We start from the raw sequence: 13,735 nt of genomic DNA, 5'->3' as shown, positions 1-13,735 counted from the left end.
CGGGCGTCCTCAGGCGAGGACGCTGACCAGCATCAGGGCCGCGACCACCAGCAGCGCGACGGCGAAGATCCGCTGCAGGGCGACCCCGGAGAGCTTGTCGGCGAGGCGCTTGCCGTCCCAGGCGCCGAGCACCGCCGCGGCGGTGAACGGCCCGACGACGGCCCAGTCGATGCTCGCGGCACTGCCCAGCCGGGGGATCAGCGCGGCGGTGCTGTTGGCGGTGATGACCAGCAGACTGGTGCCGATCGCCTCGGTCATCGGCAGGGCCAGCACGGAGACCAGGGCGGGGACCGCCAGGAAGCCGCCGCCGACCCCCAGGAAGCCGGTGACCAGGCCGAGTCCGGCGCCGCTCGCGGCGGTCCTGCCGATTCCGGCCGGAGCCCCCGGGCCCGCGGGGCCGCGCCGCCGGGCGATCATCCGCCAGGCCGCGAAGCCGGCCAGCAGGGCGAAGGCCGCGGTCAGCACCGCTCCCGGCACCGCCGAGGAGGCCAGTCCGGCCAGCGCCGCGAACGGCAGCCCGGCCAGGGTGAACGGCAGCGCGGTGCGCCACCGCACCCGTCCGGCCCGGGCATGGGCGAGGAGTCCGGTGAGGGAGGTGATGGTGACGATGATCAGGCTGGCGGTGGTGGCCTGCTTGGCACTGAAGCCCAGCAGGTAGATCAGCGCGGGGACGGTGAGCATGCTTCCGCCGCCGCCGAGTCCGCCGAGGGCCAGGCCCACCACGGCGCCGGCGATCAGTGCGAGGACGATCGTGGTCATATGACCTGCCCGTCCCCTCCGGCGTTGTCGACCACCGGGAGGCCGGCGGCGGCCCAGGCGCGCATCCCGCCGGAGACGTTGAGCGCCGCCACCCCGCGGGCGGCCAGCACCTCGGCGGCCCGCTGCGAGCGGTTGCCGGAGCGGCAGACGACCAGCACCGGGCGGCCGTCCGCGGCCGGCCCGGGCAGGTCGGCCCCGGCGGCCACCACGACCAGCGGCTGCCAGGCGGCGGCGGGGGCGTGGCCCGCGGCGTACTCGTCGGCCTCGCGGACGTCCAGCAGCACGGCCTCGCCGGAGCGGACGCGCCGGTCCGCGTCGGCCGCGCTGATCTGCTCCGGGCCCTGGTGACAGGCGAAGTTCGGCATGGGGGATCCTCCTGGGGGCGGTGGTGGGGGCGTGCTCGCCCGAGGGGTTCAGCCGGCGGTCGGGGTGACCAGGCCGAGCTGAATCGCGGTGTCGAAGGAGTCGTCGACCGCGACCACAGCGCGGCCGACCGCGTCCAGCAGCGAGGCGGCGATGCCGGCCCGCATCCCGCCGGCGCAGTGCACCCACACCGTCCCGGCCGGTACCTCGCCGAGCCGGTCGCGGAGTTCGTGGAGGGGGATGTGCGCCGAGCCGGGGATGGAGGCCGCGGCCCGCTCGGAGTCCCGGCGGACGTCCAGGACCACCGGCGGCTCCTCGCCGCGCTCGCGGGCCTCGGCGAGGCCGGCGAAGTCGGAGCGGCGGAAGGAGCCGAGCTCGGACTCGTCCCGGGCCCAGTCCCGCGGCTCGCCGGTGGCGGCCGCGGCGGGCCGGTCGATGCCGACCCGGGCCAGTTCGCGCTGGGCGGCGGCGATCCGCTCGGGGGTCTCGGCCAGCAGCGTCACCGGCTTGCCCCACGGGATCAGCCAGGCCAGGTAGGTGGCCAACTGCCCGTCCAGCTCGAAGTTGTAGCTGCCGGCCAGGTGGCCCTCGGCGAAGGCGACCCGGTTGCGCAGGTCCACCACCCACTCGCCGGCGGCCAGCCGCTCGGCGATCCCGGCGGCGTCGGCCCGCTTCGGCGCGGTGAGGTCGACCGGGGCCGGGCCGGCGGCGTTGGCCGGGCCCATGTGGGTGTAGTACGCGGGCACGTCGTCCAGGCCGGCCAGCAGGTCGGCGACGAACGCGTCCACGTCCTTCAGAAGGGCCGCGTTCCGCGTCTTCTCGGCGCCGATGGTGCTGGACTCGCCCGCGGCCTGGGCGGAGGAGCAGAAGCTGCCGAACCCGTGGGTGGGCAGCACCGTGACCTCGTCGGGGAGCTCGGCGAGCCGGTGGGCGGAGGCGTGCTGGGCGCGGGCGAGCTGCTCGGTGAGCCGGGGCTCGACCAGGTCGGGCCGGCCGACGGTGCCGATCAGCAGCGAGCCGCCGGTGAAGGCGGCCACCGGCTCCCCGCCGTCGAGCAGCACGTACGAGGTGTGGTGGGGGGTGTGGCCGGGGGTGGCGACCGCGCGCAGCATCAGCTCCGCCTCCACCTCGGCGGTGTCCCCGTCGGCGACCGGCACCCGGTCGAAGCCGACCTGGGCGCCGGCCGGGACCAGGTAGGCCGCCCCGGTCAGCCGGGCCAGTTCGAGGCCGCCGGTGACGTAGTCGTTGTGGAGGTGGGTCTCGGCGACGTGGGTGATGCGGACCCCGCGGCGGGCCGCGGCCGCGAGAACCTGGTCGACGTCTCGCGGCGGGTCGATCACGACCGCGGAGTCCTCTCCGCCGGCCAGGTAGCTGCGGTTGCCCAGCCCGGTCAGGGCCAGCGTCTCCACGAAGTACATGCGCCTCTCCTCAGGATCGCGGATACCGGTGGGGGTATGTCTCCCACCAACGACCATATACCCCCTCGGGTATTCCGGCGAGCCACTGCGGGAATGGAGGGCGAGAGGCCGTCGGTTATACCCACCAGGGTATCGTTGATACCCCGACGGGTATTCGTTGCCCGGCCGTCGCAGCTCGAAGGAGAACCCGTGCAGGTGGACGAGGAAGCAGTGGGCGCGGTGCTCAACCGCCTGCGCCGGGCCCAGGGCCAGCTGGCCGGGGTGATCGCGATGATCGAGGCGGGCCGGGACTGCAAGGACGTGGTCACCCAGCTCGCAGCGGTCTCCCGGGCGCTGGACCGCGCCGGATTCAAGATCGTGGCCAGCGGGATGCGGCAGTGCATGACCGCCGCCGAGGGCGAGGAGGGCGCGCGGACCGCGCCGATGACCGAGGAGGAGCTGGAGAAGCTCTTTCTGGCGCTCGCCTGAGCGGGCTTTTTGCCTCAGAGGCAAAACGTTTGCCTCTGAGGCGAAGCAGCGGTCCACTGGAGGCATGCTCGATGCGTCCACCCCGCAGCCGGATGCAGGGCTCCCCGCGGAGGCCCTGCCCGGGCTAGGCGCCCGGCTCCGCGAACTGCGCCGCTCCGCGGGCCTCGGCCTGGAGTCCGCGGCCGCCCGCGTGGGCCTGTCCCCCGCCCACCTGTCGCGGCTGGAGACCGGCCGGCGCCAGCCGTCCCTGCCCGTACTCCTGGGCCTTTCCAGAGCCTACGGCAAGCCGGTCTCGGCCCTCCTCGGGGAGGGCGAACCGGCCGACGAGCCGGTGATCCGCGCCGCCGCGGCGGCCGCGGACGTGACCGGCCGGGCCGGCGGCTGGATCTACCGCGCGGCCGGACTGCCCGGGCGCGCCATGCAGCCGCTGCGCGTCCACATCCCCCCGGAGGTGCAGGACCACGTGGTCCGCGTCCATCCCGGCGAGGAGTGGCTGTACGTCCTGGACGGCCGGCTGCGGCTGGCCCTCGACGACGAGGAGTACCGGCTCGATCCGGGCGACTCCGCACACTTCGACTCGATGCGGCCGCACCGGCTGGCCGCCGCCACCAGTGCGGGGACCGACCTCCTCTTCGTCCACACCCTGCTCCAGAGCTCAACCGCCGACCTGTGCATCGGAGGACACCGATGACCGCCCCCTCCCACCCCCGCCCCTCCTCCGCCGGCGCGGCCGACGACGGCAGCACCCGTACCGAGCGGCGGGTGGCCGCCCGGGTGTTCATCTACATCTTCGCCCTCCACCTGCTGGTGGCGCTGATCCTGCTGATGTTCACCTTCGCCCCCAAGCACTAGGTGATGATCACGCCCGGCCGGGGCGGGATATCGTGTGCGGATGACGATCTCGGCCGACGCGGATGAGGGAGCCGGGGGCCGCGGCCCGCAGCCCCGGAGCCTCATCGTCACGCTGTACGGGCTGTACGCCCGCGAGGTCGGCGGCTGGGTGAGCGTATCGGCGCTGATCCGGCTGATGGCCGAACTCGGGGTGGACGCCCCGGCGACCCGCTCGGCGGTCTCCCGGCTGAAGCGCCGCGGACTGCTGGAGGCCCGCCGGGTCTCCGGCTCCGCCGGATACGAGCTCTCCGCCGAGGGCCGCGGCGTCCTGGACGAGGGCGACCAGCGGATCTTCGGGCGCTCCCGCGCCGAGGTCGAGGACGGCTGGCTGCTGGCCGTCTTCAGCGTCCCCGAGTCCGAGCGGCAGCAGCGCCACGTCCTGCGCTCGCGGCTGAGCTGGCTGGGCTTCGGCACGGCCGCGCCCGGGGTGTGGATCGCCCCCCGGCACCTGTACCAGGAGACCCGCGAGGTCCTCGACCGCTACGGGCTGACCGGCTACGTCGATCTCTTCGAGGCCCGGCACCTGGCCTTCGGCGAGGTGGCCCAGCTGGTCGGCAGCTGGTGGGACCTGGACGGACTGCGGGGCCTCTACGAGGAGTTCGTCGGGGCCTTCGGCGCGGTGCTCGAGCGCCGGCGGGACGGCCGCACCGACGCCGAGTCCTTCGCCGAGTACCTGCGGGCGCTGACCGCCTGGCGGCGGCTGCCGTTCCTGGACCCCGGACTGCCGCCGGAACTGCTGCCCGAGGACTGGCCCGGCACCCGCGCCGCGGCGCTCTTCGACGAGCTGCGGGAGCGCCTCGCCGAACCCGCCCACCGCTTCGCCCGCTCGGTGATCGAGGCCGGCTGACCCGGCCGGCCGCCCCTGCCCGCGCCGTCGCCCCGCCCGGGTGCCGGCGCCGTCGCCCCGGGCGGCCCGGCCGCCGCCCGGCTCAGGCCGGGCGGACGATCCGCTCCTCCGGGATGACCGCCACGCCCAGGATCTCGATCAGCGCCTCGGGCTGCCAGAGCGCGGTGCAGCCGATCCCGGCCATCGCCGGGTAGACCGGCCCGGCCAGCTCCCGCCAGACCCGTCCGATCTCCCTGCCGTGCGCCTGGTAGTCGGGGATGTCGGTGAGGTAGAGGGTGATGCTGACCAGGTCCTCGGGCCGGCCGCCGGCCGCCGCGAGGGTGGTCAGCAGATTGCCGAAGGCCTGCCGGAACTGCTCGACGATCCCGCCCGGGACGATCCGCATGTCCTTGTCCAGCGCCGTCTGCCCGCCGAGGTGGAGGGTGTTTCCGCTCAGCGTCCCGTGCGAGTAGCCGCTGGGGGCGGGCAGCGTGTCCGGGTTCACGGGGATCGGGTTCATCAGGGCCTCCGTACGATCGAATCGGCTATTGACTTTATATGACGGCCATGAAAAAAACGACACATGGCAAGCCCGTGCCGGCCGAGGAGGAGAGCCCGAGGATGAGGTTCGCGACACTGCGCGAGGCCGACGGCGGCACCACCGCCGCGGTCGACCTGGACTCGGACGGGGTCTGGCGCCGGCTGCCCGCCCCCGACCTGTCGGCCTTTCTCCGCGACGGCGGCGCCTCCACCCCGGCCGGGGAGTCGGCGGCCGAGGCGCTGGCGGCTGCGGACGCCGTGCCGGTGCTGCCGCTGCCCGCCCCCGGCAAGGTGGTCTGCTGCGGCCTCAACTACGCCGACCACATCCGCGAGACCGGCCGGGAGCTGCCGACCCACCCCACCCTCTTCGCCAAGTACGCGGACACCCTCACCGGTCCCGCGGACGAGATCCGGTTGCCGGCCGGCCTCCGGCCGGACTGGGAGGCGGAGCTGGCCGTCGTGGTGGGTCGGGAGCTGCGCGGCGCCGGCCGCGCCGAGGCCGCCGCCGCGGTCTGGGGCTACACCGTCGCCAACGACGTCTCGGTGCGGGACTGGCAGCGCCGCACCCTGCAGTGGTTCCAGGGGAAGGCCTGGGACCGCACCACCCCCGTCGGCCCGGTCGTGGTGAGCGCGGACGCGCTGGATCCGGCGGCCGGGGTCGAGGTGATCTGCCGGGTCGACGGGGTGGAGCGCCAGCGCGGGAACACCCGCACGCTGGTCTTCGACACCGCCGAACTGCTCTCCTACATCTCCACGTTCACCCTGCTCCGCCCCGGTGACCTGGTGCTCACCGGGACTCCCGGCGGGGTCGGAGCGGGTATGACCCCGCCGGCCCACCTCGCCGACGGCGCCCTGCTGGAGACCGAGATCCCCGGCATCGGCGTACTGCGCAACCGGATCGTCCACACCGACGAGCTCGCACGCTAGGAGTCGCTCATGCAACCCACCGAGGGAGACCTCAACCAGGTCCACACCGTCGGGGACAACTCGATGTACGCGAACGAGAGCGGGCTGGTGGTGCCGGTGGTCACCAGGGGCGGGCTGGAGTCCGCGCGCACCGGCCAGTCCGAGGGGGCCTCCCGGATCGCCGGGGTCAGCCCGCAGCACACCCCGGCCACCCGGATCTGGTTCGGCAAGGTCAGCAACGACCCCAGCTACCGCTCCGTACCGCACCACCACGGCGAGGCCGAGACCGGCGGCTACGTCCTCTCCGGGCGGGCCCGGATCTACTTCGGCGAGAAGTACCTGGACTACATCGACATGGCGGAGGGGGACTGGGTCTTCGTCCCGCCGTACATGCCGCACATCGAGTGCAACCTGGACCGCAACCGCCCGCTGACCTGGATGACCACCCGCACCCCGGAGAACATCGTGGTCAACCTCGCGGACGTGGCCGACGCGGCCCTGCGGGACTGGGCGGACCGGGCATGAGCGACGGACCGGGCATGAGCGGCGGAGGCGGCGCCGAGGGAGACGGAGGCGGCGCCGGCGGCGGGCGGGCCGGCACGTCGGCGGTCTTCACCGAGGCGGTCACCCTCAAGGAGACCGAGGCCGAGCACTTCGACCTCGCCTTCAGCGCCGTCACCCAGCCCTGCCCGTGGCCCAAGGCGTACGGCGGCGACCTGGTCGCGGGGGCGGCGGCGGCCGCGATGCGCAGCGCCCCGGAGGGCAAGTCGCTCCACTCGATGCACTCCTACTTCATGCGCCCGGCCGAGATCGGCGCGGCCGTCCGCTACGAGGTCGAGCTGCTGCGCGACGGCCGGGGCTACAGCACCCGCCAGGTCCGCGGCTTCCAGAACGGCAAGCCGGTCTATGTCGCACTGGCCTCCTTCGCGGCCGGCGAGCCGGGCGGGGAGTACCTCCCGGCGGCTCCGGAGGCGCCGGCCCCGGAGACCCTGCCCTCCTCGGCCGCGTACCTGGCGGAACGCTCCGGCGGGACGATGACCGGGCAGTCCAAGGAGTACTGGGGCCACGGCCGCAGCTTCGACATGCGGCACGTCCCCGGGCCGGTCTACCTCACCGTCGACGGGGAGCGCACGCCCCACCAGGCGATCTGGGTGCGGCCGTTCGACGCCCTGCGGCCCGTGGAGGGCCTGGACCGGGCGCAGCGCGACCTGGCCGCCCTGGCGTACGTCTGCGACTACACCATCCTCGAACCGGTGCTGCGGGTCCTCGGCCTGCCGTGGGCCAGGCCCGGGCTGGTGACCGCGAGCCTGGACCACGCGATGTGGTTCCACCGCGTGCCGGACGAGGGCGTCCTGGACGACTGGCTGCTCTACGCCCAGGAGGCCGGCCACGCCGCCGCCGGGCGGGGGGTCGGGCAGGGGAGGTTCTTCACCCGGGACGGTGTCCACCTGGCCACCGTCGTCCAAGAGGGCATGCTCCGCGACTCCCGTCCGCACGGCGCCTCCTGACCGCACTGGAAGGTCCCCGATGCCACCCACGCCACCGACCCGACCGCTGCCCCCGACGCCGCCCGCGGCCCCGGGGGCCCCGGCGGCACCGGCCGCAGCTGTGCGGCTCTCCCCCACCGCCTACCCGGACACCTTCGGCCGCGACCGGCTGCCCCCGTCCGCGCAGTGGCCGCGTCTGGAGTTCGACACCGAGGCGCTCCGCGGACGTCCCGAACGCCTCAATGCGGCCGGGGAGTTGATCGACGCCGCGGTGGCCGCCCACGGCCCCGACCGGCCGGCGATCCGCACCGACACCGGCGAGCTGTGGACCTACGGCGAGCTGCGGCAGCGGGCCAACCAGGTGGCCCGGGTGCTGGTCGAGGACCTGGGTCTGGTGCCCGGCAACCGGGTACTGCTGCGCGCGCCCAACAACCCCTGGGCGGTGGCCTGCTGGCTGGGCATCCTGAAGGCCGGCGGGATCGCGGTGACCACCCTCGCCGCACTGCGGGTGCGCGATCTGGCACCGGTGGTGGCCAAGTGCGAGGTGGCGCTCGCGCTGGTCGACCACCGGTTCACCGCGGAGGTGGCCGAGCTGCGGGACAGCGCGGCGCCGGGGCTGCGGCTGGTCGCCTTCGGCGGCGAGGCCGCGGACGACCTGCTGGCGCTCTGCGCGGCGAAGCCCGGCGAGTTCGCCAACGTGGACACCGCGGCCGACGACATCGCGCTCTTCGGGCCGACATCGGGCTCCACCGGAACCCCGAAGATCACCATCCACTTCCACCGCGACCTGCTGGCCATCGACGACACCTTCGGCCGCCACGTCCTCCGGCTGCGACCCGACGACCTGGTGGCCGGCACCGCGCCGTTCGGGTTCACCTTCGGCCTCGGCATGCTGGTGGTCTTCCCGCTCCGGGCCGGCGCCTGCATGTTCCTGACCGAGAGCGCCACCCCGGCCCGACTCGCCGACCTGGTCGAGGAGTTCGGCGTCACGGTGCTCTCCACGGCGCCCACCGCCTACCGGCAGATCCTCAAGGCGGGCCTGATCGGCCGGCTGCGCGGGCTGCGGACGGCGGTGAGCGCGGGCGAGCACATCCCGCAGGAGGTCTGGCAGCGGATCGAGTCCGAGATCGGGCTGCGGATCATCGACGGGATCGGCGCCACCGAGATGCTCCACATCTTCATCTCCGCGGCCGGCGAGGACATCCGCCCCGGCACGACCGGCCGCCCGGTGCCCGGCTACCGGGCCACCGTGCTGGACGCCGACGGCAACGAACTGCCGCCGGGCGCCGAGGGCAGGCTGGCCGTGATCGGCCCGGTCGGCTGCCGCTACCTGGACGACCACCGGCAGTCGGCGTACGTGGTGAACGGCTGGAACGTCACCGGCGACACCTTCGTCCGGGACGAGGACGGCTACTTCACCTACCGCGCCCGCACCGACAACATGATCGTCTCCTCCGGCTACAACATCGGCGGACCGGAGGTGGAGGCGGCCCTGGACACCCACCCGGACGTGCTGGAGTCCGCGGTCGTGGCCAAGCCGGATCCCGAACGCGGCTCGATCGTCTGCGCGTTCGTGGTGCTCCGCGAGGGCGCGACCGCGGACGAGGGCACCGCACGAGAGCTCCAGGAGCATGTGAAACGGCAGTTGGCGCCGTACAAGTACCCCCGCGAGATCAGGTTCCGGGCGTCGCTCCCGCACAACCCCAGCGGGAAGCTGCAGCACTACATCCTGCGGCGGATCATCGAGGAGGAACAGCGTTGAAGATCGCTATCGCCGGCGGCGGCCCCGCCGGACTCTACTTCGCCGCGCTGATGAAGCAGCTCGACCCGGGCCACCGGATCACCGTCTGGGAGCGCAACGCCCCCGACGACACCTTCGGCTTCGGCGTGGTCTTCTCCGACGAGACCCTGGGCGGCATCGAGAACGCCGACACCGTGATCCACGAGCAGATGGCCGCCCGCTTCGCCCGCTGGACCGACATCGACATCGGGCTGGACGGCCGCTCCTTCACCGTCGGCGGCCAGGGCTTCGCCGCGATGGGCCGCAAGGAGCTCCTCCAGCTCCTCCAGCGGCGGGCCGCCGAGCTCGGCGCCGACGTCCGCTTCCGCACCGAGGCGCCCGACCCGGAGGCGCTGCGCGCCGAATACGACCTGGTGGTCGCCGCGGACGGGCTCAACTCCCGGATCCGGGAGCGGTACGCGGACCACTTCGGGCCCTCCCTGGACCGGCGCCGCAACAAGTACATCTGGCTCGGTACCGACCTGGTCTTCGAGGCGTTCCAGTTCTTCGTCAAGCAGACGGAGTGGGGCACCATGCAGATCCACGGCTACCCCTACGGCGACCACGGCTCCACCTTCATCGTGGAGATGCACGAGGAGGTCTGGCGGCGGGCCGGCTTCGACGCCACCGAGGGCGACGCCTTCCCGCCCGGGGCCTCGGACGAGTACGCCGTCGCCCGGATCTCCGAGATCTTCGCCGGGGAACTCCGCGGCCACCGGGTGCTCGGCAACAACTCCAAGTGGCTGAACTTCACCACCGTGCGCAACCGCAGCTGGCACCACGGCAATGTGGTGCTCCTCGGCGACGCCGCCCACACCGCCCACTTCTCCATCGGCTCCGGCACCAAACTGGCCATGGAGGACGCCCTGGCGCTGGCCGCCTGTCTGCACGAACAGCCTTCGCTGGAGGCGGCGCTGACGGCCTATCAGAGCGAGCGCAAGCCGGTGGTGGAGTCCACCCAGCGGGCCGCCCAGGCCTCCCTGGAGTGGTTCGAGGACATCGGGATGTACGCCGGGCAGGACCCCGAGCTGTTCTGCTTCAACCTGCTGACCCGCTCCCGGCGGATCACCTTCGAGAACCTCAAGGAGCGCGACCCCGAGTTCGCCGCACGCGTCCAGCGGGCCTTCGCCGGGACGGCGGCGGCGGACGCCCGGGGTTCGGTCCCGGCGATGTTCCAGCCGGTCGAGATCGGCCCGCTGCGGCTGAAGAACCGCGTCCTCGTCTCCCCGATGGACATGTACTCCGCCGAGGACGGCCTGGCCGGCGAGTTCCACCTGGTGCACCTCGGCTCCAAGGCCCTGGGCGGCGCCGGGCTGGTGATGACCGAGATGGTCTGCGTCTCCCCGGAGGGCCGGATCACCCCCGGCTGCACCGGGCTGTGGAACGACGACCAGCGCGACGCCTACCGCCGGATCACCGACTTCGTCCACACCCGCTCCACCGCCAAGATCGGCCTCCAGCTCGGCCACGCCGGCCGCAAGGGGTCCACCCGGCTGATGTGGGACGGCATCGACCAGCCGCTGGAGAGCGGGAACTGGGAGGTCATCGGCCCCTCCGCGATCCCCTACGGCGAGGGCTGCCACACCCCACGCGAGGCCGACCGGGCCGATCTGGACAAGGTGGTCGCCGACTTCGTCGCGGCCGCCGAACGGGGGGTCGCGGCCGGCTTCGACCTGATCGAGGTCCATGCCGCCCACGGCTACCTCCTCTCCTCCTTCCTCTCCCCCCTCGCCAACCACCGCACCGACGAGTACGGCGGCTCGCCGGCCAACCGGCTGCGCTTCCCGCTGGAGGTCTTCGACGCGGTACGCGCGGCGGTGCCGGACAGCGTCCCGGTGACCGTCCGCATCTCGGCCACCGACTGGATGCCGGACGGCAACACCGCCGAGGACGCGGTGGAGATCGCCCGCGCCTTCGTCGCACACGGGGCAGCGGCGATCGACGTCTCCACCGGCCAGGTCGCCAAGGAGGAGCGACCCGCCTTCGGCCGCTCGTACCAGACGCCGTTCGCGGACCGGATCCGGCAGACCGTCGCCCGCCCGGCCGGGGTCAAGGTGATCGCGGTGGGCGCGATCTCCTCCTACGACGACGTCAACTCGATCCTGCTGGCCGGCCGCGCCGACCTGTGCGCCCTCGGCCGCACCCACCTCTACAACCCGCAGTGGACCCTGCAGGCCGCGGCCGAGCAGGAGTACCGGGGGGAGGGCGCCGAGTGGCCTGCGCAGTTCGCCGCCGGGTCCCGGCGGCCGCCGTCCTCCCGTACCGACAAGATCCCGCCGCGGCTGGCGCTGCTGCGCGCCTCCGCCGACGGGCAGCCCATCCACCTGCGGTGGAAGCCGAGCCGCGGGGCCGCGCCCGCGGAGGCGGAGGCGGTTGCGGTTACGCCCCCGGCCACGGCTACGGCTTGACGCCCATCCCCGCGTACATGTTGGTGGTGTCGTCGGGGAGCCGCTCCTCGCCGGGGTCCGGCTCCCAGCGGGTCATCGGGACGATGCCGGGGCCGAGCAGCTCGAAGCCCTCGAAGAGCGCCTCGACCTCGGCCCGGCTGCGGAGGTACATCGGGATGCCGTTGGCGGTGTACTCCTCGGCCAGCGCCCGGGACTCCGCGGCGAGTTCGCCGGTGGGGATGGTGAGCGCGAGGTGGCTGCCGGAGGGCAGCCGCTCGGTGAGCGCCCGCACCAGGCCGTGGGCGTCCTCGACGAACTGGAGGACGGCGATCAGGGTCAGCGCGATCGGCCGCCCGAGGTCCAGGATGCCGTTGAGGACGGGGTCGGCGAGCAGGCCGTCGACGTCCCGCATGTCGGCCTGGACGTAGCCGGTGCGGCCCTCCGGCGTGCTGCTGAGCAGCGCGCGGGCGTGGGCGAGGACGATGGGATCGTTGTCCACGTAGGCGATCCTCGCCTCCGGGGCCTCGGCCTGGACCACCTCGTGGAGGTTGGGCGAGGTGGGTATCCCGGTGCCGATGTCCATGAACTGACGGGCCCCGAGTTCGGTCAGCCTGCGGGCGATCCGGCGCATGCAGGCGCGGTTGAGCCGCATCGAGGTGCGCAGGCCCGGCCAGCGCTCCAGGGACTTGGCGGCGGTCTCCCGGTCGGCGGGGAAGTTGGTCTTGCCGCCGATGATGTAGTCGTAGACCCGGGCGGAGTGCGGCTGGTCGGTCCGCAGGTCCACCGGCGGGGCGGGCACCGCCTGCTCGGCCTGGAGCGACCGCTGATGGTCCGCCGGCAGCATCCACCTCGGTGTCTCGGCCATCTCGGGACCAGCCTTTCCACGCTGAACGCCGTTGATCGACACCTACTTTAACGAACCGTCAGTTCCCCGCCGGCCGCTGGGAGGCGTCACTCCGCAACCGGCACGTGATCTCCATCTCCGGCGCGTACTCCGCCGAGGAAGTCCGCGATCCGCCGGTGGGCGCGGTCCGGCAGGGCGGTCGGCAGCGAGAAGTGGGCGAGCCCGGGGAGGGTCTCGATCTCGGCGTCCGGGACGGCCGCTCGGGCCCGGGCGGTGACCTTCGCCACGTCGTGCACCCCGCTCCGGCCGGCCAGCAGGACCAGCAGTGGGACGCTCAGCCGGGAGGGGTCCGGGCGGCGGCCGACCACCAGGCGGCGGTCCGGGAAGCCGGCGGCCGCCAGGGCGTAGACCCGCCTGGCGTCCGGGTCGGGCTGGGTGCCGGTGGTCTCGGTGCCGGCGGTCTCGGTGCCGGCGGTCTCGGCGGTCTCGTGGTCGACCAGGGCGAGTGCCCTCGCCGTGCTGGGGCGCAGCAGTGCGGGCAGCGAGCGGAGGAGGAAGGCCGGGCGGTAGCCGGCGAAGCACTGCGTCGGATCGAGCAGCACCAGCCGGTTCACCCTCCGGGGCGCGTGGAGGGCGTAGTTCAGGGCGATCCAGCCGCCGTAGGAGTGGCCGAGAAGATGCGCGCCGGACAGCTCCAGGCCGTCGAGCAGCGCGTCCAGCCAGCCCATCAGATCGGGGGTGCGGCGCAGCGGGCGGCCGGAGCGGACGCTGCGCCCGGCGTCGCCGAGGACGTCGACGGCCAGCACCCGGTACCGCTCCCCCAGCGCGCGGGCGTTCCGGTACCAGACGCCTCCGGTGGCGCCACCGCCGTGGAGGAGGAGCAGTGGCGGGGCGGACTCGGGCCCGTAGGCGTGCACCCGGGTGCTTCCGTACGGCGTCGGCACGTCGAGCTCGCGGGTGCCGGCGGGCCAGCGGGCGAGGAGTGCCTCGTAGGCGGTGAAGAAGTCCGGTGCGCCGGGCGCTGCGGCCATGGCTACCCCCTGGATCGGATTGACCAGATCTCTCG

At 73.7% G+C, this 13,735-nt stretch carries 15 protein-coding genes; 9 read left to right on the top strand and 6 right to left on the bottom strand.

The window, feature by feature from the left end:
• Nucleotides 1-9: 9 nt before the first annotated feature.
• The 3 genes from BS73_RS00435 to BS73_RS00425 are packed head-to-tail and all read right to left on the bottom strand — an operon-like array spanning nt 10 to nt 2,540.
• Nucleotides 10-759, bottom strand: coding sequence for a sulfite exporter TauE/SafE family protein (locus tag BS73_RS00435; protein ID WP_037568424.1), 750 nt, complete (start codon nt 757-759; stop codon nt 10-12).
• Nucleotides 756-1,124: a rhodanese-like domain-containing protein gene (locus tag BS73_RS00430; RefSeq protein ID WP_037568422.1), complete on the bottom strand. Its 369-nt coding sequence runs from the start codon at nt 1,122-1,124 to the stop codon at nt 756-758. Before BS73_RS00430 ends, BS73_RS00435 begins: the two co-directional genes overlap by 4 nt.
• A gap of 48 nt (nt 1,125-1,172) precedes the next feature.
• A complete protein-coding gene (locus BS73_RS00425) occupies nt 1,173-2,540 on the bottom strand; it encodes an MBL fold metallo-hydrolase (protein WP_037568421.1) in 1,368 nt (455 codons plus the stop codon).
• A gap of 189 nt (nt 2,541-2,729) precedes the next feature.
• Here BS73_RS00425 and BS73_RS00420 point away from each other — a divergent pair, with 189 nt between their 5' ends.
• The 4 genes from BS73_RS00420 (at nt 2,730) to BS73_RS00410 (ending at nt 4,746) form a co-directional block, all read left to right on the top strand.
• Complete coding sequence (locus BS73_RS00420) at nt 2,730-3,008, top strand: metal-sensitive transcriptional regulator (protein ID WP_037568419.1); 279 nt, start codon at nt 2,730-2,732, stop codon at nt 3,006-3,008.
• A 64-nt stretch (nt 3,009-3,072) separates the two neighbouring features.
• On the top strand, nt 3,073-3,699 hold the full coding sequence (locus BS73_RS00415) for a helix-turn-helix domain-containing protein (RefSeq protein ID WP_037568417.1): 627 nt from the start codon (nt 3,073-3,075) through the stop codon (nt 3,697-3,699).
• Entirely contained in the window at nt 3,696-3,860 is a 165-nt protein-coding gene (locus BS73_RS38040) for a DUF6126 family protein (RefSeq protein WP_161789612.1), read from the top strand. Before BS73_RS00415 ends, BS73_RS38040 begins: the two co-directional genes overlap by 4 nt.
• 40 nt (nt 3,861-3,900) lie before the next feature.
• Entirely contained in the window at nt 3,901-4,746 is an 846-nt protein-coding gene (locus BS73_RS00410) for a PaaX family transcriptional regulator (protein ID WP_037568415.1), read from the top strand.
• 82 nt (nt 4,747-4,828) lie between these two features.
• Here the strand turns inward: BS73_RS00410 and BS73_RS00405 are convergent, their stop codons facing one another.
• On the bottom strand, nt 4,829-5,245 hold the full coding sequence (locus BS73_RS00405; RefSeq protein ID WP_037568413.1) for a RidA family protein: 417 nt from the start codon (nt 5,243-5,245) through the stop codon (nt 4,829-4,831).
• 101 nt (nt 5,246-5,346) lie between these two features.
• On the opposite strand from BS73_RS00405, the gene BS73_RS00400 reads away from it, so the two are divergent.
• From BS73_RS00400 to BS73_RS00380, 5 genes are all read left to right on the top strand, one after another.
• Nucleotides 5,347-6,192: a fumarylacetoacetate hydrolase family protein gene (locus BS73_RS00400; protein WP_037568411.1), complete on the top strand. Its 846-nt coding sequence runs from the start codon at nt 5,347-5,349 to the stop codon at nt 6,190-6,192.
• A gap of 9 nt (nt 6,193-6,201) precedes the next feature.
• Entirely contained in the window at nt 6,202-6,696 is a 495-nt protein-coding gene (locus BS73_RS00395; protein ID WP_037568409.1) for a cupin domain-containing protein, read from the top strand.
• A 14-nt stretch (nt 6,697-6,710) separates the two neighbouring features.
• On the top strand, nt 6,711-7,679 hold the full coding sequence (locus BS73_RS00390) for an acyl-CoA thioesterase (protein WP_037568407.1): 969 nt from the start codon (nt 6,711-6,713) through the stop codon (nt 7,677-7,679).
• Between the two features lie 100 nt (nt 7,680-7,779).
• Nucleotides 7,780-9,420, top strand: a complete 1,641-nt coding sequence (locus BS73_RS00385; RefSeq protein WP_037568405.1) for an AMP-binding protein — start codon at nt 7,780-7,782, stop codon at nt 9,418-9,420.
• Nucleotides 9,417-11,846 (top strand): bifunctional salicylyl-CoA 5-hydroxylase/oxidoreductase, encoded by a 2,430-nt coding sequence (locus BS73_RS00380; protein ID WP_051938946.1) that lies wholly within the window; start codon nt 9,417-9,419, stop codon nt 11,844-11,846. Before BS73_RS00385 ends, BS73_RS00380 begins: the two co-directional genes overlap by 4 nt.
• Here BS73_RS00380 and BS73_RS00375 read toward each other — a convergent pair.
• Together BS73_RS00375 and BS73_RS00370 are read right to left on the bottom strand one after the other, a co-directional pair.
• Nucleotides 11,836-12,690 (bottom strand): SAM-dependent methyltransferase, encoded by an 855-nt coding sequence (locus BS73_RS00375; protein WP_235215218.1) that lies wholly within the window; start codon nt 12,688-12,690, stop codon nt 11,836-11,838. The two genes, BS73_RS00380 and BS73_RS00375, sit on opposite strands and share 11 nt — an antisense overlap.
• 86 nt (nt 12,691-12,776) lie before the next feature.
• The gene (locus BS73_RS00370; RefSeq protein ID WP_051938944.1) at nt 12,777-13,700 is read right to left on the bottom strand and encodes an alpha/beta fold hydrolase; all 924 of its coding nucleotides are present in this window, start codon (nt 13,698-13,700) and stop codon (nt 12,777-12,779) included.
• Nucleotides 13,701-13,735: the final 35 nt, after the last annotated feature.

The organism is Phaeacidiphilus oryzae TH49 (assembly GCF_000744815.1).
GTDB classification, from domain to species: domain Bacteria; phylum Actinomycetota; class Actinomycetes; order Streptomycetales; family Streptomycetaceae; genus Phaeacidiphilus; species Phaeacidiphilus oryzae.
The sequence above is the reverse complement of the archived record's forward strand: the minus strand, read 5'-3'. Positions and strand labels throughout refer to the sequence as shown.